Annotated in this window: 19 protein-coding genes; 8 read left to right on the plus strand and 11 right to left on the minus strand. The window is 65.9% G+C overall.

Annotated elements, in window-relative coordinates:
* Positions 1-216 (minus strand): hypothetical protein, encoded by a 216-nt coding sequence (locus ACH49N_RS22235; RefSeq protein ID WP_358274738.1) that lies wholly within the window; start codon positions 214-216, stop codon positions 1-3.
* A gap of 199 nt (positions 217-415) precedes the next feature.
* Here ACH49N_RS22235 and ACH49N_RS22240 point away from each other — a divergent pair, with 199 nt between their 5' ends.
* On the plus strand, positions 416-1,216 hold the full coding sequence (locus ACH49N_RS22240; RefSeq protein WP_397504775.1) for a thiazole synthase: 801 nt from the start codon (positions 416-418) through the stop codon (positions 1,214-1,216).
* Here the strand turns inward: ACH49N_RS22240 and ACH49N_RS22245 are convergent.
* Positions 1,167-2,171 (minus strand): PHP domain-containing protein, encoded by a 1,005-nt coding sequence (locus ACH49N_RS22245; protein WP_358274810.1) that lies wholly within the window; start codon positions 2,169-2,171, stop codon positions 1,167-1,169. The genes ACH49N_RS22240 and ACH49N_RS22245 overlap by 50 nt on opposite strands.
* A gap of 44 nt (positions 2,172-2,215) precedes the next feature.
* A complete protein-coding gene (locus ACH49N_RS22250) occupies positions 2,216-3,091 on the minus strand; it encodes a LysR family transcriptional regulator ArgP (protein WP_358274735.1) in 876 nt (291 codons plus the stop codon).
* A gap of 73 nt (positions 3,092-3,164) precedes the next feature.
* Between ACH49N_RS22250 and ACH49N_RS22255 the strand changes: the two genes are divergently transcribed.
* The 4 genes from ACH49N_RS22255 to ACH49N_RS22270 all read left to right on the plus strand — a co-directional run bounded on the left by ACH49N_RS22255 (position 3,165) and on the right by ACH49N_RS22270 (position 5,527).
* The gene (locus ACH49N_RS22255) at positions 3,165-3,785 is read left to right on the plus strand and encodes a LysE/ArgO family amino acid transporter (RefSeq protein WP_358274733.1); all 621 of its coding nucleotides are present in this window, start codon (positions 3,165-3,167) and stop codon (positions 3,783-3,785) included.
* Between the two features lie 101 nt (positions 3,786-3,886).
* On the plus strand, positions 3,887-4,300 hold the full coding sequence (locus ACH49N_RS22260) for a TIGR03668 family PPOX class F420-dependent oxidoreductase (RefSeq protein WP_358274732.1): 414 nt from the start codon (positions 3,887-3,889) through the stop codon (positions 4,298-4,300).
* 44 nt (positions 4,301-4,344) lie between these two features.
* The gene (locus ACH49N_RS22265) at positions 4,345-5,013 is read left to right on the plus strand and encodes an SDR family oxidoreductase (RefSeq protein ID WP_358274730.1); all 669 of its coding nucleotides are present in this window, start codon (positions 4,345-4,347) and stop codon (positions 5,011-5,013) included.
* 172 nt (positions 5,014-5,185) lie between these two features.
* Complete coding sequence (locus tag ACH49N_RS22270; RefSeq protein WP_213575467.1) at positions 5,186-5,527, plus strand: hypothetical protein; 342 nt, start codon at positions 5,186-5,188, stop codon at positions 5,525-5,527.
* A gap of 3 nt (positions 5,528-5,530) precedes the next feature.
* Here the strand turns inward: ACH49N_RS22270 and ACH49N_RS22275 are convergent, their stop codons facing one another.
* Positions 5,531-6,181, minus strand: coding sequence for a maleylpyruvate isomerase N-terminal domain-containing protein (locus ACH49N_RS22275; RefSeq protein ID WP_358274728.1), 651 nt, complete (start codon positions 6,179-6,181; stop codon positions 5,531-5,533).
* A 187-nt stretch (positions 6,182-6,368) separates the two neighbouring features.
* On the opposite strand from ACH49N_RS22275, the gene ACH49N_RS22280 reads away from it, so the two are divergent.
* Complete coding sequence (locus ACH49N_RS22280; RefSeq protein WP_159926685.1) at positions 6,369-6,926, plus strand: CsbD family protein; 558 nt, start codon at positions 6,369-6,371, stop codon at positions 6,924-6,926.
* A gap of 28 nt (positions 6,927-6,954) precedes the next feature.
* A complete protein-coding gene (locus ACH49N_RS22285) occupies positions 6,955-7,632 on the plus strand; it encodes an IF2 family translation initiation factor (protein ID WP_358274727.1) in 678 nt (225 codons plus the stop codon).
* On the opposite strand, the gene ACH49N_RS22290 is transcribed toward ACH49N_RS22285, so the two are convergent.
* Together ACH49N_RS22290 and ACH49N_RS22295 are read right to left on the minus strand one after the other, a co-directional pair.
* Positions 7,629-7,814 (minus strand): hypothetical protein, encoded by a 186-nt coding sequence (locus tag ACH49N_RS22290; RefSeq protein WP_397504771.1) that lies wholly within the window; start codon positions 7,812-7,814, stop codon positions 7,629-7,631. The genes ACH49N_RS22285 and ACH49N_RS22290 overlap by 4 nt on opposite strands.
* Positions 7,815-7,825: 11 nt before the next feature.
* On the minus strand, positions 7,826-8,428 hold the full coding sequence (locus tag ACH49N_RS22295) for a TetR/AcrR family transcriptional regulator (RefSeq protein WP_317768327.1): 603 nt from the start codon (positions 8,426-8,428) through the stop codon (positions 7,826-7,828).
* A gap of 350 nt (positions 8,429-8,778) precedes the next feature.
* On the opposite strand from ACH49N_RS22295, the gene ACH49N_RS22300 reads away from it, so the two are divergent.
* On the plus strand, positions 8,779-9,933 hold the full coding sequence (locus ACH49N_RS22300) for a serine hydrolase (RefSeq protein WP_358274725.1): 1,155 nt from the start codon (positions 8,779-8,781) through the stop codon (positions 9,931-9,933).
* A 1-nt stretch (position 9,934) separates the two neighbouring features.
* Here the strand turns inward: ACH49N_RS22300 and ACH49N_RS22305 are convergent, their stop codons facing one another.
* From ACH49N_RS22305 to leuS, 5 genes are all read right to left on the minus strand, one after another.
* On the minus strand, positions 9,935-10,915 hold the full coding sequence (locus tag ACH49N_RS22305) for an alpha/beta hydrolase (protein WP_358274724.1): 981 nt from the start codon (positions 10,913-10,915) through the stop codon (positions 9,935-9,937).
* A complete protein-coding gene (gene kstD, locus ACH49N_RS22310; protein WP_358274722.1) occupies positions 10,915-12,654 on the minus strand; it encodes a 3-oxosteroid 1-dehydrogenase in 1,740 nt (579 codons plus the stop codon). The genes ACH49N_RS22305 and kstD overlap by 1 nt, the downstream gene beginning before the upstream one ends.
* 79 nt (positions 12,655-12,733) lie before the next feature.
* Positions 12,734-13,804, minus strand: a complete 1,071-nt coding sequence (locus ACH49N_RS22315) for a DUF6777 domain-containing protein (protein ID WP_358274721.1) — start codon at positions 13,802-13,804, stop codon at positions 12,734-12,736.
* Positions 13,805-13,867: 63 nt separating this feature from the next.
* Complete coding sequence (locus tag ACH49N_RS22320; protein ID WP_358274720.1) at positions 13,868-14,242, minus strand: nuclear transport factor 2 family protein; 375 nt, start codon at positions 14,240-14,242, stop codon at positions 13,868-13,870.
* A gap of 119 nt (positions 14,243-14,361) precedes the next feature.
* Positions 14,362-17,199, minus strand: a complete 2,838-nt coding sequence (gene leuS, locus ACH49N_RS22325; protein ID WP_250774008.1) for a leucine--tRNA ligase — start codon at positions 17,197-17,199, stop codon at positions 14,362-14,364.
* Between the last annotated feature and the right edge of the window lie 88 nt (positions 17,200-17,287).

Here is a 17,287-nt window from a genome sequence, read left to right on the forward strand (position 1 = left end):
TCACAGCACGCCGAACCCGATCTGTTCGCGTCCCCAACGGGCATTCCACGCCATCGCCTGCATCCGGTCGCGCAAATCGTCCCGGCTACGCGCTGTTTCGTCCAGCTGGCCCATCAGTTCGATGATGCGGCGACGGGCGGTTTCCAGTTCCGCCGCGAGACACTCCGCCTCCCTCGTTCTGCGGGTGCGGTTCCTGTGCCCGGTGATCGTGGTCATCTCGGCTCCCATCGTGTGCTCTCGCACCCCATTCTGGGCAGCCTGGTACGGGTCCAGAAGATCCAGATAGTTGCGGTCCCGTGGGTCCAATCTGGACCTATGACCCAGCCCACATGTGGCTCTCACCTCCGCGTTCTTTCGCCCGTAGGGTGCGGTACACGAAGAAAGTTCCGGCCGGAGGAGGTGCAGGGTGGCGGAAATCCGGGTCGACCCGCTCACGATCGCAGACCGCACATTTTCTTCGCGGCTGATCATGGGAACCGGTGGTGCAACGAACCTTTCCGTACTCGAGGAGTCACTCCTCGCATCGGGCACCGAACTGACCACTGTCGCGATGCGCCGCGTCGACTCGGCGGGGAAGACGGGGATGCTCGAACTGCTGAACAGACTCGGCATCGCACTGTTGCCCAACACCGCCGGCTGCCGGGGCGCCGCGGAGGCCGTGCTGACTGCTCGGCTCGCAAGCGAGGCACTGGGCACCGAATGGGTGAAGCTCGAAGTCGTGGCGGACGAGCGGACCCTTCTTCCCGATGCCGTCGAACTCGTCTCGGCTGCAGAGCAACTCGTCGACGACGGCTTCGTCGTGCTGCCCTACACCAATGACGACCCCGTGCTGGCGATGCGGCTCGAGGACGCCGGTTGCGCCGCCGTCATGCCACTCGGTTCACCGATCGGCACCGGACTCGGCATCTCCAACCCCCGCAACATCGAGATGATCGTCGCCCGCGCCGGTGTCCCGGTGATCCTCGACGCCGGGATAGGCACCGCAAGTGATGCTGCCCTGGCCATGGAACTGGGGTGCGACGCCGTGCTGCTCGCGTCCGCCGTCACCCGCTCGTTCGATCCGCCGCTCATGGCCGCGGCCATGGCGGACGCGGTTCGAGCCGGACGCCGCGCACGGAATGCCGGTCGTATCCCGAAGCGCTTCTGGGCGCAGGCATCCTCCCCCCTTACCGGGAACCTGCCCACTCCAGCAGGTCGTCGGCCGGCCACGTATTGATCACCTGTTCGGGTTCGACGCCGCACCGCATCGCCCGCTCACACCCGTACCCTTGCCACGCAAGCTGTCCGGGCGCGTGCGCGTCGGTGTCGATCGAGAACAGACACCCGAGATCCATGGCCAGGTCGATCAGCCTGCTCGGGGGGTCGCGGCGTTCGGGACGGCTGTTGATCTCGACGGCGGTGCCGTGGTCACGGCAGGCGGTAAATACCTTCTCGGCGTCGAATGTGGACTCCGGCCGAGTGCCGCGGCCGCCCGTGACGAGGCGACCCGTGCAATGCCCCAGCACATCGACTCGCGGATTCTCCACGGCTTTGAGCATCCGCCGCGTCATCGCACCACTCTCGGCCCGAAGCTTCGAATGCACACTCGCGACCACGAGGTCGAGTTCGTCGAGGAGGTCCGGATCCTGATCGAGCGAACCGTCTTCGAGAATGTCGACCTCGATTCCGGTGAGAATACGGAAGGGCGCCAGCTCTTCGTTGAGGCGGGCGATCACCTCGAGTTGGGCACGCAGCCGATCGGCGGACAATCCGTTGGCCACGGTAAGTCTGGGAGAATGATCTGTGAGAGCGCAGTATTCGTGGCCGAGCGAAGCCGCACTCCGCATCATCTCGTCGATCGGGCTGCCACCGTCGGACCAGTCCGAATGAGTGTGCAGATCACCCTTCAGCGCTTCGCGGAGTGCACCGCCACCGAGGGGCTCCGCCTTTTCCCGCAGTTCCGTGAGGTAGGCAGGAACACCGTCGAGTGCCTCACGGATCACCGTCGCCGTCTTCGGTCCGATGCCCGGCAAGTCCTTCCAGCTGTCGGTGCGCTGACGGATGTCCCGCTGCTCCTCCGACAAACCCGCCACCACGTCGGCGGCGCGCCGATACGCCTTCACCCGGTGCGTCTCCGCCCTGGATCGCTCGAGCCAGAACGCTGTCTCGCGGAGGGCCTGCACCGGGTCCATCGAGCTGTCGGCGTCCATGCCACCAGTGTTGCGCCCACCCCACGTCACCGCAACGCTTCGCGTGCCCCCTCCCGGACGGCACTGGTGAGGGCCGTGAGTAGCGGCGATTCCAACTTCCACCGCTGCCAGTACAACGGCACATCGATCGGTCGCGCCGGATCGAGCTCGACCAGTCCGTGGTCGCTGCCCGTGTGCAGTTCGGGGAGCAGTCCCCAGCCGAGCCCGTAGTGGACCGCGTCCGAGAATGCCGAGGAGCCGGGAACGAAGTGCCGCGGTGGATGCACTCGTCGTCGTGTGAACCCCCGCAGGAATCTGGCCTGCAGTTCATCCTTGCGGTCGAAGTCGAGCATGGGGGCGACTGCCAGGGCCTCGGCGGTCGGCCCGTCCGGGAACCAGTGGTCGGCGAACTCACGGCTGCACAGTGCGCGGTACCGCATCGATCCGAGTGTCTCCACCGTGCATCCCTGCACCGGCTCCGAAACGGACGTCACCGCCGCCATCACCGTTCCCTCCCGCAGCAAGGCCGTGGAGTGGTACTCGTCTTCGCGGTGCAGGTCGAACAGCACACGATGTTCCGGTGCCAACCGGGCCAGGGCCGGGATCATCCAGGTCGACAGCGAATCCGCGTTCACGACGAGGGGCAGCGTGCTCGTCTGCGCAGTATTCGGATTGAGCGAGGCCATCGTCTCCTGCTCGAGGTGGGCCACTTGCCGTGCGAGGGTGAGCACCACGCGCCCCGAGTCCGTGGCCCGCGCCGGTTTTACCCGCTGCACCAGCACGCGTCCCACCTGTTGCTCGAGCGCCTTGATGCGCTGGCTCACGGCGGACGGTGTGATGTGCAGCGTTCGGGCCGCCGCCTCGAAGGTGCCTTCGTCGATGACGGCGGCAAATGTGCGTAGCGCAGCAAGGTCCAGCTCCATGTGAAGCGATGCTAATGGCAATGAAGGATAATTAGCTGGCCTGATGCAGGGGCGGCTTCGTAGCGTGGTGTCCATGGACTTCACACCCAGTGTGCTCACGGCAGCAGCGGGCTTCGGCACCGGTCTGTCGCTGATCGTCGCGATCGGCGCCCAGAACGCTTTCGTCCTGAGGCAGGGCATCGTCCGCCGACACGTCCTTCCCGTCGTCGCTCTCTGCGCGATCTCCGACGTCATCCTCATCGGACTCGGGATCAGCGGAATTGCCACGATCCTCGCCCACGCGCCCGGCGCAATCACCGTCATCCGCTGGGCCGGAGCCGCGTTCCTGCTGGCCTACGCGGCGTTCGCGGCCCGTCGAGCCCTACGCCCCGGCACGCTCGACACTCCACAGGAAGTCGGGTCCGCGACACTCGCCACCGCGGTCTTCACCTGCCTCGCACTGACCTGGCTGAACCCGCACGTCTACCTCGACACGGTGCTGATGCTCGGATCGGTCGCCAACAATCAAGGGGATCCCGGTCGTTGGCTGTTCGGCCTCGGAGCGGCCGTCGCGAGCGTCAGCTGGTTCCTCGCCCTCGGCTACGGCGCCCGATTCCTGCACCGAGTATTCGCCCGTCCCGGCGCCTGGCGGGCACTCGACGCCGGTATCGCCGCCCTGATGCTCACGCTCGGCATCACATTGGTGGTTTCATAGTCAACTCGAGGTTGACGTGCCTCGCCGGGTCGACCAATACTTGGCAGCGTGCCCCCGCGATCGAATCAGCTGCTGTCGGACGCGAACGTCAGGGAGTCGTAATGGATGCCGTGCAGCGATTCTCCGCTGCCCGCGTCGCCCGGCTCGCTACCGCCGGACCCGACGGAGCACCGCATCTCGTACCGTTGGTCTTCGCCCTCACCGAGGACACGATCTACTCGTGCGTCGACTTCAAACCCAAGCGCACCACGGCATTACGACGACTGAAGAACATCGCCGCGAATCCGTCCGTCAGCATCCTCGTCGATCACTACGCCGACGACTGGGACCAGCTGTGGTGGGTGCGGGTAGACGGCGTGGCCGAGGTGCTCGACGCGACCACCGCGGAGGGAACCGCCGCCATCGACGTCCTCGCCGCCAAATACACGCAGTACTCCGCGCGCCGTCCGCAGGGACCGGTGATTGCCGTCCGCTCCCTGCGCTGGCATCACTGGTCCGCTGTGAGTACTTCTTAACACCGGAGCGTTGAGAAGTGCTCACGGGCGCTAGCCTCGGGTCCGTGCCCACAGCCCTGATCACCGGAGCCAGCCGCGGCCTCGGAGCCGCCATCGCCCGCGAACTCGCACCGAGTCACGACCTCCTTCTCGGAGCCCGCACAGCAGCGTCGCTGACCGCCATCCTCGGCGAACTCCCCGCCGCGACTCCCTGGCCCGTGGAACTCACCGACTACGACGCGGTGGCCGACGCCTGCGCGCCGATCGAGCACCTCGACGTGCTGGTGCACAACGCCGGGGTCGCCGACCTGTCGACCGTCGCCGAGTCCAGCGTCGAGCAATGGCGCCACACCCTCGAAGCGAACGTGATCGCCGTGGCCGAGCTGACGCGCCTCCTCCTACCTGCCCTACGCGCCGCCGGAGGACACGTCGTGCTCATCAATTCCGGTGCGGGAATCCGGGCAAATGCCGGGTGGGGATCCTATGCGGCGAGCAAATTCGCCCTTCGCGCCTTTGCGGACTCGCTGCGGCTCGAGGAGCCGGACCTGCGGGTCACCTCCCTTCACCCGGGACGGATCGACACGGACATGCAGCGCGCCATCGTCGCAGGCGAGGGCGGCGAATACCGTCCCGAGAACTATCTTCGAGCCTCGACGGTCGCCGCTGCCGTACGTCAGGCCGTCGAGACGCCTGCTGACGCACATCCCACCGAAGTCGTGCTGCGCGTCCGGTGACAGCGAGACTTTCGCGGCGTCCCGGCAAAAAACCGGCGTGAGATACATCACTGTTTGGTCCTTCAGAAAACCCTTAAGCTGCTCACAATCAACCGCCCTACAGTTCTTCACGTCAGCACAGTTCGCCAGCACGAGTCGGGTCTTTCACGTCGGCTCAGGAGGTAACGCCACGATGAACACCGAACAGCGCAAGCCGAACGATTCCGTCATCGACGTGAGCGGCGATCTCTTCGCTTCGATGTTCTCCCTCGATCTCGGCGACGGCGACGTGGACTACGACGCCGTCGAGCGGATCCACGATGGCGAGTTCGGCGAGTGGACCCTCGCGGCCGCCCGCTCCGGGCTGTTCCCGCCCCACGCTGTGGAAGCCCTGCAGCAGTCGTGGCAGAAGACCCCCCGCTCCCTGCTCGACGCCCTGCTCACCGACGCCGACGAAATGACCCGCAAGCGCTGCAACATCATCTGGGCCGGCCTCGACGAGGCCAGTTCCTTCGACACCGCCGAATACGCCTGACGGTCAGAACGGCCAGGCGGGAACCGACGGCAGCCCGGTACGGGTGGGACGCCCGATCAACCACGCAAGCAGCTCGTGATGCGGCAGTCCCGGAATGGTGACGTCGGGATGAAGTGCCTTCAACTCGGGTAGCTCCGTCGCCAACGTGCTGTCGACGAAAGCCTCCGGCCAGTCACCGACCGCATGGTCCAGGCGGAGGTCGACGTGGTGGATCTCCAGTTCACGCCACCGCAGTACCGGCACATCCCAGGCCGTCACCGGCTTACGCCAGTTCACCGGCGTCTCGTACCGGTCCGCGGTGATCTCCCGAAGCGAATCGATCACGCGGCGGCCGGCGAATCGGAAGTCGGCGGCGAGGAGCTCGACGGGCCGGGCCGCCCCCTCCTCTATCGCGGCTGCCCGGGCAGCAGGCCCGCCGGGATACATCTCCGGAGCGGGCTCCCCCGTAATCACGCCGACGGCGAACCGGTTGAGAGCATCCGCGTTCCTCGCCAGATGCGTCACCACATGACCACGACTCCACCCCGGTAACCGGGAGGGTTCACGGGCCTGCTGGTCGGTCAAGGTCTCGAGCGTCGACTCGAGCGCCCGCTGCGACGCGGCCACCTCCTCGAGCAGTGCGGTATACGACTGATCGGTGTGCGGCGCGGTCATGGCCCCGATGCTAGGTGATCGCACCGGAGAACCCACGGAATTAACGACTGCGGCAGAACTCCCGCGATTCGCGGTCGCCCATTCTGGTTACTCGTCAGTTCGGGACGGCAAAGCCAGCCTTTCAGCGCACGACCGCCTTTTCAGCACCCGACAGCCCGTTGAGCCCACGACAATAGGAGAACCATCCATGAGTGATCGCGACACGTCCGGGGAAGCCCGCGAAGGTTTGCTGGACTCCGTCAAGGGCAAGGCGAAAGAGGTCGCCGGAGCGGTGACCGGGAACGACTCGCTGACCGCCGAGGGACAATTGCAGCAAGCCGAGGCTCAGCAGCGCAAAGAGGCGAACACCGCCGAAGCCATCGCCCGGGCGGAGACCGAGCAGGCGGCCGAGGAACTCCAGGAAGTGCGTGCCGAAGGGGCCGCAGAACGCGCCGAGGTCCGGGACGAGGCGGATGTTGCACGGCAAGCCGCCGAAGAGCAGCGCCGAGCACAGCGCCGGGCGGCCGAAGAGGCGCAGCACCGTGAGGTGGTCACGGAGCAGGCCAGGGCCGGAGTCGACGCCCGGATCGAAACCAGTCGGGCCGAAGAGAATGCGCGCACCGAGGTCACTGCCGCGGCGGAGAGCGCCGGAGAGGCCGTCGAGGAGCATCGCCAGTCGATACGCGAAGCGGACGCCGCGCGGGCCGAAGCCGAGCGTGCACGTCGCGAAGCCGAGGCCCTGCGCGACGACGCCGAACAGTCCTGATCACCACCCACGTATCGAGGGAGATTCGATGAATATCGTCAGTGTGCCGTTAGCGGTCCTGCGCCTGCAGTACAAGATCGTGCGGTTCCCGTTGCAACTGATCGAGGACCAGTTCATGTCCCGGCTGGGTACCGAGGCGCCGGCGCGGGTGATGTACGAACGCACTCTCGGCGTCATCGACGGCGCCGTCGGCAGTGTTCTGGGCGATCAGGAGGTCGAGCAGCGCGGCGCGGCGCTCACCAAACGCAGCGAGGCGCTACTGCGGGCAGCGGAACTCGATGCCGAGGCGAGCCGCAAAGAGGCGGAGGCCGACGCCGAGTTGGAAGCCGAGCGACAGCGCGCCAACGAGCAGCAGGTTGCAGCGCAGGAGGCGAAGCAGCGCGAGGTCGAGCAGGCCCGTAAGCGTGAAGAAGAACACAAGCGTGAGGCCGCGCAGGAGGCCGAACAGCGCAAGCAAGCCGCGGCGAAGCAGGCCGACGAGCAGGCGGCTCAGCGCAAACAGGCCGCGGAGGCCGCCGCACGCAACGAGCGGGAGAAGATCAAGGCCGCCGAGGAGAAGGCCGCTACCCCTGCCAAGGAGCAACTGCAGGAAGCCGCCGACAAGCAGAGCGAGGCAGCAGACAAACGGGCGCGGGCCGACCGCGTGGAGGATTTGGCCGAGTCCGAGGCCGCCAACCGTAAGAACGAGAAGGCCGCCGGCAACTAGGGTTCGGCGGGTGCCACGGTCGCCACCGACGCCTTGCCGTCGGCGGTGGCCCGCATCCGGCTGAACTCGTCGACTCGTCGTTGGGCCTGTTCGGCTGTGACGTCGTCGGAACGGTGCGCCACCAGCGCCCCCGCGGCACATCTGTACGCGTAGCTTCGGTGGAATCGCCCTGCAGACGTCATCAACCTGACTGCTACCGAACTGTCGGCCTACTGACCATCTCGATAGTGGGGCCGAAAGCGCGATCGATTCGAGCGCGATCGCCGGTCATAATGAGATCGAGTTGCAGACCACGGACCTGCGCCAGCACAAGTGTCGCCAACGCGGATGCTTCGTCGGGTGGCCACCCTTCCCGGACCAAGCGTTGTTCGATGGGAACGAGCCAATCATTGATTATCGACTGGACAAGTCTTCCGCCGCGCTCGGGTCCTCGTGCTGTGCGTCCGACCAACTCGAACAGCAACACGAACTGGCGTTGCTCTCGGGGTTCATACAACCGGCGCCACGCGGCCTGCACGAACTCCGCCGCCGATTCTGCGGCGCCGAGTTCTCCGTTGCCCTGTAGGTCCGCCAGAAAGTCGCCGTGAATCTTCACTAAGACTTGCAGGAGCAACTCCTCCTTGGACGAGAAGTGTCGCAGGAGAGTCGCATGGGTGACGCCGAGCGCCTGCGCGATCGTACGGAGCGAGACATCGCTGATCCCGTGGTCGAGCACATACTCGGTCGCCGCCGCCAGCAACTCCGGCCGCCGATGCTGATACCTCAGCGTGCGTCCGTCGACCCCGCCTGTGCCCATCGCTGAATCCTATCCCTCCAACTAGCCCGAAAATTAGACGTACCAAGTGGTTGTGATAACCAAACGGTACTGCTACTTTCAGTGTACTGCTCGTACACGGCAGGAAGTCGAACCCACGTCCCAGGCTTCTGGGGCAGACAAGTGATCAGCCGCACCGTTCGCATGCGGCGGTGGCGGCCGTCAGCGCCAACAGCCGCCGCTCGGCGCCTGGCCCGGATCATCTTCAGCAACTGTGACATTCGTGCCGCCGCTGCTATACCGGGGCCGGTCCCGTGATCTGCCGAGACTGGAAATCGACTTGGCGCACATCCGAAGATCACCGCGCCACCACCAACGAACTGAGGACGACCATGACCGATCAAACCAGCACCCTGGCGGAGTTGGGCCTGTTCACCGGCGCCCCGCAGCACGACAACTTCTGCCGACTGGGAAGCTTGCTGCCGACCCGCGAGCTCACCCCATCATCGACGCCACACCAGTGGCGCACCGGCGACACGATCGACCTTCCGGACACCTACGAGTTCGCCGGCGAGACGAAGTCGTTCGAAGACTTCTTCGTCGAAACTGACACCGCAGCGCTGCTCGTCCTCGAGGACGGCGTCATTCGCCACGAGCGATACGCGCTCACCGGTGGCCCCGAGGTGCCGTGGATCTCGATGTCTGTGGCGAAGAGCTTCGTGTCCGCGCTGGTCGGTATCGCCGTTGCCGAGGGCCACATCAAGAGCATCGACGATCCCATCAGTGACTACGTTCCGGTCAATCCGGGGTCCGCGTACGACGGCGTCTCGATCAGAAACGTCCTGCAGATGTCCTCCGGGGCGCGGTGGAACGAAGACTACAGCGACCCCACCTCAGATGTCTTCCAGCTCAACGCCGCGATGGCTGGCGTAGGCACCCTCGACGACTTCGTCGCCGGCGTGATTCGCGAAAACGAACCGGGAACGGTGTGCCGCTACAACTCCGGTGACACCCAAGCACTCGCCTCGTTGGTGGTCCGCGCGACCAACCGCTCGCTCACCGACTACATGCAGGAAAAACTGTACGAACCCCTTGGTATGACCTCTCCCGGCGCATGGCTGCTCGACGCCGCCGGAATGGAGGTCGCGTTCGCGGGGCTGAACATGACCGCCCGGGATTTCGCCAAGCTCGGCGAGCTGTACCGCAACGGCGGCGAATGGCACGGCAACCAAGTCGTCCCGGAGCAGTGGGTGCGCGACTCCGTGGTTCCGGACGCCCCCTACCTTCAGCCGGGGCAGCCAATCGTCGGCACACACCGATTCGAGTTCGGATACGGCTACCAGTGGTGGATTCCGGCCGGAGATCACGGCGAGTTCAGCGCGATCGGTGTCTACAACCAATTCGTCTACGTCGACCCGACAGCGAATGCAACGGTCGTGAAGCTGTCATCCAACCGGACCTACGGGACAACCGACAGCGAATCCACCAACCACGATCACGAAACGGGCGCCTTTATTCGAGCCGTCATCAATGCTCTACGCAACTAGTCTAGTGGCCCGCCGACCCGGTGACGTCCAGGTCGGTCACGAAATCCAGCAGAAGCTTGTTCACCTCGGTGGGCCGCACCTGCTGAACGAAATGCCCGGCGCCCTCCAGTAAATGCACGCCCCGCAGGTCGGGAACGGCCTCCCGCATGCGGTCGAGTGCCGCCGAACCGCTCATCGCGAGGACGGGATCACGGGCGCCGGCGATGAACAGCGTCGGGACCTCGATGGGGGCGCCATCGAGGTCCACGCTGTGTTCCCAGTTCGCGTCATACGCCCGGTACCAGTTGAGGCCACCGGTGAATCCGGTAGCGCTGAATACGTCTGCGTAACGGTCGAATTCGGCCTGCGACAACCACGACCACGGCAGCGGCGGCGCGTGTGGCAACACGTCGAGGTAGCCGTTCCCCTCGGACGGGTGCTGCCAGATATCGAGGTAGTGATAGTCGCCCGAGAGCGCGTAGAACAGCCTGTGCAGGAATCGGCGAGGGTCGGTGTCGAGTTCCCGATCTGCGACACCGGGTTCCTGAAAGTAGTGGATGTGCAGAAAGTGCTTGCGCGCCACCGCCGCATACAACTCGGATGGTCGGGCGGGAAAGCGGTCGGGCGCATAGGGCACCGCCAGGAGCACCAGCCCCGACACCCGCTCGGGGTGGCGGAGAGCGAGCGTCCACGCGACCGGGGCGCCGAAGTCGTGGCCGACGAATACCGCTCGATCCTCACCGAGCGTGTCGAGGAGGCCGACGAGTTGGTCGGCCACGCGATCGTTCGTGTAATCGCCGATGGTGACGGGAGTGTCCGTGCGACCGTACCCGGGCATGTCCGGTGCGAGGGCCCGGAACCCCGACTCGGCGAGCGCGCGACTCTGATGGCGATAACTGAACCCGAGTCCCGGGAATCCGTGGCACATCACCACCGGCGGTCCTGCGCCCAGATCGCTGAAACTCCACCGAAATCCGTCGACCACAACCTCGCGTTCGGACATCACTCTCCGGACGTGCCGGCCATCGACCGCGCCCTCTCCGCGATGTCGAGTGCCGCGAGATAGCCGAAAACCAGCGCAGGCCCGATCGTGGCTCCCGGTCCCGCATAGGTGTGTCCCATCACCGGCGCGCTGGTGTTTCCCGCCGCATAGAGTCCCTCGATGACGGTTCCGTCTTCGCGAAGTGCTCGCCCCGCCGTGTCGGTGTTGATGCCGCCCTTCGTACCCAGATCGCCCGGGACCATCTTGGCCGCGTAGAACGGGCCCTTGGTCAACTCGCCCAGGCTCGGGTTGGGTTTGTTGCTGATGTCGCCGTAGTAGTGGTCGTATTTGCTCTCACCACGGTGGAAGTCCTCGTCCACACCCCGGCGGGCGAACCCGTTGAACCGTTCGACGGTGGCGGTGAAACGGTCCACGGGGACACCGATCTTCTCGGCAAGACCCTCGAGAGTGGACGCCTTGACGATCGCCCCGCTGTCGAGCCATTTCCTGGGAAGCGGGGCACGCGCCGTGACACTGGCGAAGAGGTACCGGTCCCGGTAGGTCTGGTCGAAGATCAACCAGGCGGGGATGTTCTCACCCGGGCCGTCGCCCTGCCCGTACTCACCGCCATACATGCGGTGTACCGCCTCGACATACGGCAGCGACTCGTTCATGAACCGCTCGCCGCGGTCGTTGACCATGATGCTGCGCGGCAGCGACCGCTCGGCCAGGGCGAACCATGGTCCCTTGGGCAGCGGAATGCTCGGACCCCACCACGCGTCGCTCATGAAGCTCACCCCGGCACCGAGTTTCAGCGCCGCATTGATCCCGTCGCCCGTATTCGACGGTGCCCCGGTGGTCCAGTCGGAACCGATCGGCTCGCGCTGGTACTTCCGTCGCATCTCCGCATTGTTGTCGAATCCGCCGCACGCCAGGACGACACCGTGCCCCGCGCGCAGCGTCGTGGTCTGCTCGTTCGACTTCACGACTACCGCGACCACGCGGCCGTTCTCGGTGACCAGATCGGTCAGCTCGGTGTTCAGCCGCAGGGGGATACCCGCTTGGCGGACCCCGAGCAGGAGTTCCGCCATCAGGGCCGCACCCATGCCGATCAGGTGCTGTCGCCGCGCCTTCGCGACCATACTGCGCAGCCCGACCCTCACCATCCGAACCGGTCCGCGCCAGGTCCGGAATCCCGTACTCAGCCAGCGATAATCCGACTGCTTCACGACGACGTTCAGCGGGGTCTTGCTGTACGGCGGATGCAGGGTGTCGAGGTCGTCGCCGAGTGCGCGCGCATCGAACGGAACGGGCTCACACGAGCGCCCGGTAGCCAGCCCACCCGGTGCCTCCGGGTAGTAGTCGGAGTAGTTCTTCACCCATTCCAACTTCAGCGGACTGTGGTCGATCAGGAACTGGAGGGCTTCCGGCCCTCTGTCGATGTAGGTGTCGATCCGCTCGGGATCGACGACCGGTCCGACGATGCTGCGCACGTACGTGCGGGCAGCCTCGAGATCGTCAGGGGGAGCATCACGTTGGAGCACCGTGTTTCCCGGAATCCACACTCCGCCACCGGATCGGGACGTGGAGCCGCCCCAATACGGCGACTTCTCGACGATCACTACTTTCAGTCCGCGCGCGGCCGCGGTGATCGCCGCACTCATTCCGGCAGCGCCCGATCCGACCACGACCACGTCGAAGCTCTGGTCCACCGATTCCTTCGCGGGGAGGATGGCGTGGTTGTCCCCTGATGTGGTCATACGGCTCCCTATCGGTACGTGAAGTACCAAAACTAGAACACGTTCCACCATAGATCAAGGGTGGCGTCACTTCCGATCCCTAGGGAATGGGAATGACCAGGAGAGGCATGCCGGGAATCTGCACCCGGATCTGCGGCTGCGGCAACGGCGCGGGGGCCGGAGGCGGTGGCAATTCGACCTGCGGCGGTGGTGGGGGAGGCGGCGGTGGTGGCGGCGGGGGAGGAGGCGGTGGCGGCGGCGGCGCAACCGTAGCCGGGGCAGGACGTGGCGCGGCCTGCTGCACCGCGATCGGCGGCGAATCGACGACAGGGGCTTCGGAGATCACCGGCGCCGGCGGCCGCGGACGCTCCGCGGGCTGCCCCGGTCCCGCACCGACCGGAACGGGAGTGAGGCCTCCGGTCATCAAGTCCACGACGGCGATGTCGTTCATTGCGAGGTTCGACGGCTGCACTACCAAAAGCCGATCCTCCTGAAAATTCGGCCACGGGTCACCCTGCATTTCCGAATTCTCGCCGAGGATGGGGGCCAGGAGAGGGCTGCCTTGTACACACCGAACCCGCGGCACGCCGTGGTCGTCGACCAGAACGATCGTCCCGGCCTCGAGAACTGATTGGACCGGCTGCGCCCGGCCCCCCTCGAACCCGTAGTCGGTGACCCGGGTATCCGCGCGAAGCAAAACCGGCGTCAGCGTCCGTACGTAACTCCGCACGTCGGCGACGTCGAATACGCCGGACCATGCCGTCATTCGGGCGGGCTCCCTTTCGAGGTCGTCGACGAGCTTCTGCCGGTCGCACAGCAACCGGTCCGGGCTTCCCCCGTAGAGACCCGTGCGGTCACCCACCACTCGGATGCCGCCGGTGCCGCCCTCGGTGGGCAGCTCGGTGCCGGCAGGACCGTACGGAACGGTGGTGGGCGTCTGCGGCGGCAGCAGCACCTGGGTCCAGGGATACCCGTCGTCCATGGCGCCGTTGAGCTCGACGGAGACGGTCCTGACCTCCGACCCGGAGGAGCAGGCCACCATCACCGTGGCGGCGACGACACCCGCTACGACCAGCCAGTGACGCGGCGCGCGCCGGAAGCGCGTACCTGCACGTGCGACTGCTCTGCGTCGGGCACCCCTTGCGGCCGGCCCGGCGTCGTCGGTGGCCACACCGACATCGTAAGCACAGTTTCCGCTCGACCGGGCGGTAATCCCGCTGTGGTCGTGCGCGTGTCAGCGCGTGACCATGTCCTCCTGCGACCAGTACGCCTTCATCGTCGTGATCTTGCCGTCGTCGTCGAAGGTCATCACATCGATCGGCGCTATCTCGAGCTTCTGCTCGCCCAGTTCGGTGACCAGCGAAAAGTGGAAGGCCGCTGTGTTTCCGGCGATCCTCAGCGTGTGCAGTTCGCTGGTCTGCTGCAGCGGCTCGATCACCCCGTAGAACTCGCGAATCGACTCCACCGTGGTCCGCGGGTCGGTACCCACCGGATCTTCCACGATCGCACCGTCGGCATAGAGCGCCAGCACGTCATCGACGGTGCCCGTGGCCACCACCTCGACGTACCTCTCGACGGTCTTGCGGATGTCTTCTGCGGACGGTGCCATGGCAAATGCTCCTGAAGTCGACTAGAACGTGTTCTATTCGAGACAGTAGCGCAAACACGACACCCGTGAGCACTTCTCAACCACGGAGTGTTAAGAAGTGCTCACGGGTGCGGAGGACGTCAGAGGACGATATTGACCATCTTCCCCGGGACGACGATCACCTTGCGCGGGTCCTTGCCGTCCAGCAGTGCCACGATCTTCTCGTCGGCGAGCGCGATCTTCTCGATCTCCTCGCGTGACGCGTCGGCCGCCACCGTCACTCGGCTGCGGACCTTGCCGTTCACCTGGATCGGGTACTCGACGGTGTCCTCCACCAGCCACTTCTCCTCGGCCACCGGGAAGGGGCCGTGGGCCAGCGACTTCTCGTGGCCGAGCCGCGACCACAGCTCCTCCGCGAGGTGCGGGGCCAGCGGCGCGAGCATGAGCACCAAGGGCTCCACCGCGGAGCGAGGGGCACCGCCGGGGTAGGCCTTGGTGAGATGGTTGGTGTACTCGATCAGCTTGGCCGCCGCGGTGTTGTCCCGCAGCGCCGTGTAGTCGTCGCTCACCCCGGCGATCGCCTTGTTCAGCGCGCGCAGGGTGTCCTCGGAGGGGGCGTCGTCCGTGACCCGCACAGCGCCGGACTCCTCGTCGACCACCACACGCCAGGCGCGCTGCAGGAAACGCTGAGCACCGACGACGTCCTTGGTCGCCCACGGACGGGACGTATCCAGCGGGCCCATCGACATCTCGTACACCCGGAGGGTGTCGGCCCCGTACTCCTCGCAGATCTCGTCCGGCGACACGGAGTTCTTGAGGCTCTTGCCCATCTTGCCGTACTCGCGGTTGACCTCCGCGCCCTGATAGAAGAACTTGCCGTCCTTCTCCTCCACCTCGTCGGCCGGCACGTACACCCCGCGCGCATCGGTGTAGGCGTAGGCCTGGATGTAGCCCTGGTTGTACAGGCGGCGGTACGGCTCGCTCGAGCTGACGTAGCCGAGGTCGAACAGCACCTTGTGCCAGAACCGCGAGTACAGCAGGTGCAGCACAGCGTGCTCCACACCGCCGACGTACAGGTCGACGCCACCGGGATCGTTCGGTCCGTGGATCTCCGGCCGCGGACCCGTCCAGTACTGCTCGTTCTCCTTGTCGCAGAACGTGTCCTGGTTGGTCGGGTCGATGTAGCGCAGCTGGTACCACGAACTGCCCGCCCACTGCGGCATCACGTTGGTGTCGCGGCGGTACGTCTGCAGCCCGTCGCCGAGGTCGAGCTCCACATTGACCCAGTCGACAGCCTTCGCCAGCGGGGGAGAGGGCTCCGAGGAGGCGTCGTCGGGATCGAAGGACACGGGAGCGTAGTCCTCGACCTCCGGAAGTTCCACCGGCAGCATGGAATCCGGCAGTGCGTGCGCATTGCCGTCGGCGTCGTACACGATCGGGAAGGGCTCGCCCCAGTACCGCTGACGGGCGAACAGCCAGTCGCGCAGCTTGTACTGGATAGTGCCCTTGCCGGTGCCGTCCGCCTCGAGGCGCTCGGTGATGACCCTCTTGGCGTCGGCGACGGTCATTCCGTTCAGGAAGTCCGAATTCACGATGGTGCCGTCGCCGGTGTACGCGTCCTTCGTGAGGTCGCCACCGGAGATCACCTCGACGATGTCGAGACCGAACTCGGTCGCGAACTCGTAGTCACGATGATCATGGCCGGGGACCGCCATGATGGCGCCCGTGCCGTATCCGGTGAGGACGTAGTCGGCGATGAACACTGGCAGCTCGCGCCCGTTGACGGGGTTCACCGCGTAGGTGCCGAGGAAGACACCCGTCTTCTCCTTGTATTCCTGACGCTCCAGATCCGACTTGGCCGCAATTGACTTTCGGTACGCCGCAACGGCTTCGGCCGGGTTGGCCGCACCGCCGGTCCATCGCGGATCGACGCCCTCGGGCCACTCGGCGGCAACGAGCTCGTCGACGAGGTCGTGCTCCGGCGCCAGCGTCACGTAGGTGGCACCGAACAGCGTGTCCGGACGAGTCGTGAACACCTCGATCTCGTGACTGTCGGCCTGGAACTTCACCTGCGCACCGTGCGAGCGTCCGATCCAGTTGCGCTGCATGGCCTTGACCTTCTCGGGCCAATCCAGGTACTCGAGGTCGTCGACGAGGCGGTCGGCGTAGGCGGTGATCCGCATCATCCACTGCTGCAGGTGCTTCCGGAACACGGGGAAGTTGCCGCGGTCGCTGCGGCCGTCCGCTGTCACCTCCTCGTTGGCCAGGACAGTGCCCAGACCCGGGCACCAGTTGACCATCGAATCCGAGTGGTACACGAGCCGATAGGAGTCGAGGACGGCTTCCTTCTCGGAGACCGACAACGACTGCCAGTCCCGCCCGTCCTCCACGGTGCGCTCACCCGAGGCGAACTCCGCCTCGAGCTCGGAAATGCGCCGGGCCTTCCCCGCCTTCTTGTCGAACCAGGCGTCATGGATCTGCAGGAAGATCCACTGCGTCCAGTGGTAGAAGTCGACGTCGGTGGTCGCGAACGTGCGCCGCTCGTCGTGCCCGAGGCCGAGACGCCGGAGCTGACGCTTCATGTTGATGATGTTCGCCTCGGTGGTGGCCCGCGGATGCGTGCCCGTCTGCACCGCGTACTGCTCCGCCGGCAGACCGAAAGCGTCGTACCCGAGCGTGTGCAGCACGTTGTGGCCCTGCATCCGGTGGTAGCGGGCGAACACGTCGGTGGCGATGTAGCCGAGGGGGTGCCCCACGTGCAGACCCGTCCCCGACGGGTACGGGAACATGTCCTGCACGAACAGCTTGTCGGCGGGAACCGGGCCTGCCAGCGGGCCGACCGGGTTGGGCGCGTCGAAGGTGCCCTCCGCGCTCCATCGGTCCTGCCAGCGCTGCTCGATCTGGCCGGCGAGTTCCGCGGTGTAGCGGTGCTGCGGGGTCGCGTCGGACGGGTTGGCGGGCTGCGCGTGCTCGGTCACTGTGGTCGCTATCTACTTGGCTGACATTCGTGGATGGAGAGGAATACCGTCAACCAGGGTAGAGCCTCACCCCACCCGGACTCACCTG

Source organism: Rhodococcus sp. NPDC019647, assembly GCF_044389235.1.
GTDB classification, from domain to species: Bacteria; Actinomycetota; Actinomycetes; order Mycobacteriales; family Mycobacteriaceae; genus Rhodococcus_F; species Rhodococcus_F oxybenzonivorans.

Bases quoted from the DNA above. Each gene is read 5' to 3' on its own strand.
- ACH49N_RS22300 (WP_358274725.1), top strand. From the start codon at position 8,779: ATGACCGATCAAACCAGCACCCTGGCGGAGTTGGGCCTGTTCACCGGC.
- kstD (WP_358274722.1), bottom strand. From the start codon at position 12,654: ATGACCACATCAGGGGACAACCACGCCATCCTCCCCGCGAAGGAATCG.
- ACH49N_RS22295 (WP_317768327.1), bottom strand. From the start codon at position 8,428: ATGGGCACAGGCGGGGTCGACGGACGCACGCTGAGGTATCAGCATCGG.
- ACH49N_RS22270 (WP_213575467.1), top strand. From the start codon at position 5,186: ATGAACACCGAACAGCGCAAGCCGAACGATTCCGTCATCGACGTGAGC.
- ACH49N_RS22260 (WP_358274732.1), top strand. From the start codon at position 3,887: ATGGATGCCGTGCAGCGATTCTCCGCTGCCCGCGTCGCCCGGCTCGCT.
- ACH49N_RS22245 (WP_358274810.1), bottom strand. From the start codon at position 2,171: ATGGACCCGGTGCAGGCCCTCCGCGAGACAGCGTTCTGGCTCGAGCGA.
- ACH49N_RS22235 (WP_358274738.1), bottom strand. From the start codon at position 216: ATGACCACGATCACCGGGCACAGGAACCGCACCCGCAGAACGAGGGAG.
- ACH49N_RS22285 (WP_358274727.1), top strand. From the start codon at position 6,955: ATGAATATCGTCAGTGTGCCGTTAGCGGTCCTGCGCCTGCAGTACAAG.
- ACH49N_RS22255 (WP_358274733.1), top strand. From the start codon at position 3,165: ATGGACTTCACACCCAGTGTGCTCACGGCAGCAGCGGGCTTCGGCACC.
- ACH49N_RS22290 (WP_397504771.1), bottom strand. From the start codon at position 7,814: ATGACGTCTGCAGGGCGATTCCACCGAAGCTACGCGTACAGATGTGCC.
- ACH49N_RS22250 (WP_358274735.1), bottom strand. From the start codon at position 3,091: ATGGAGCTGGACCTTGCTGCGCTACGCACATTTGCCGCCGTCATCGAC.
- ACH49N_RS22305 (WP_358274724.1), bottom strand. From the start codon at position 10,915: ATGTCCGAACGCGAGGTTGTGGTCGACGGATTTCGGTGGAGTTTCAGC.
- ACH49N_RS22280 (WP_159926685.1), top strand. From the start codon at position 6,369: ATGAGTGATCGCGACACGTCCGGGGAAGCCCGCGAAGGTTTGCTGGAC.
- ACH49N_RS22320 (WP_358274720.1), bottom strand. From the start codon at position 14,242: ATGGCACCGTCCGCAGAAGACATCCGCAAGACCGTCGAGAGGTACGTC.
- ACH49N_RS22275 (WP_358274728.1), bottom strand. From the start codon at position 6,181: ATGACCGCGCCGCACACCGATCAGTCGTATACCGCACTGCTCGAGGAG.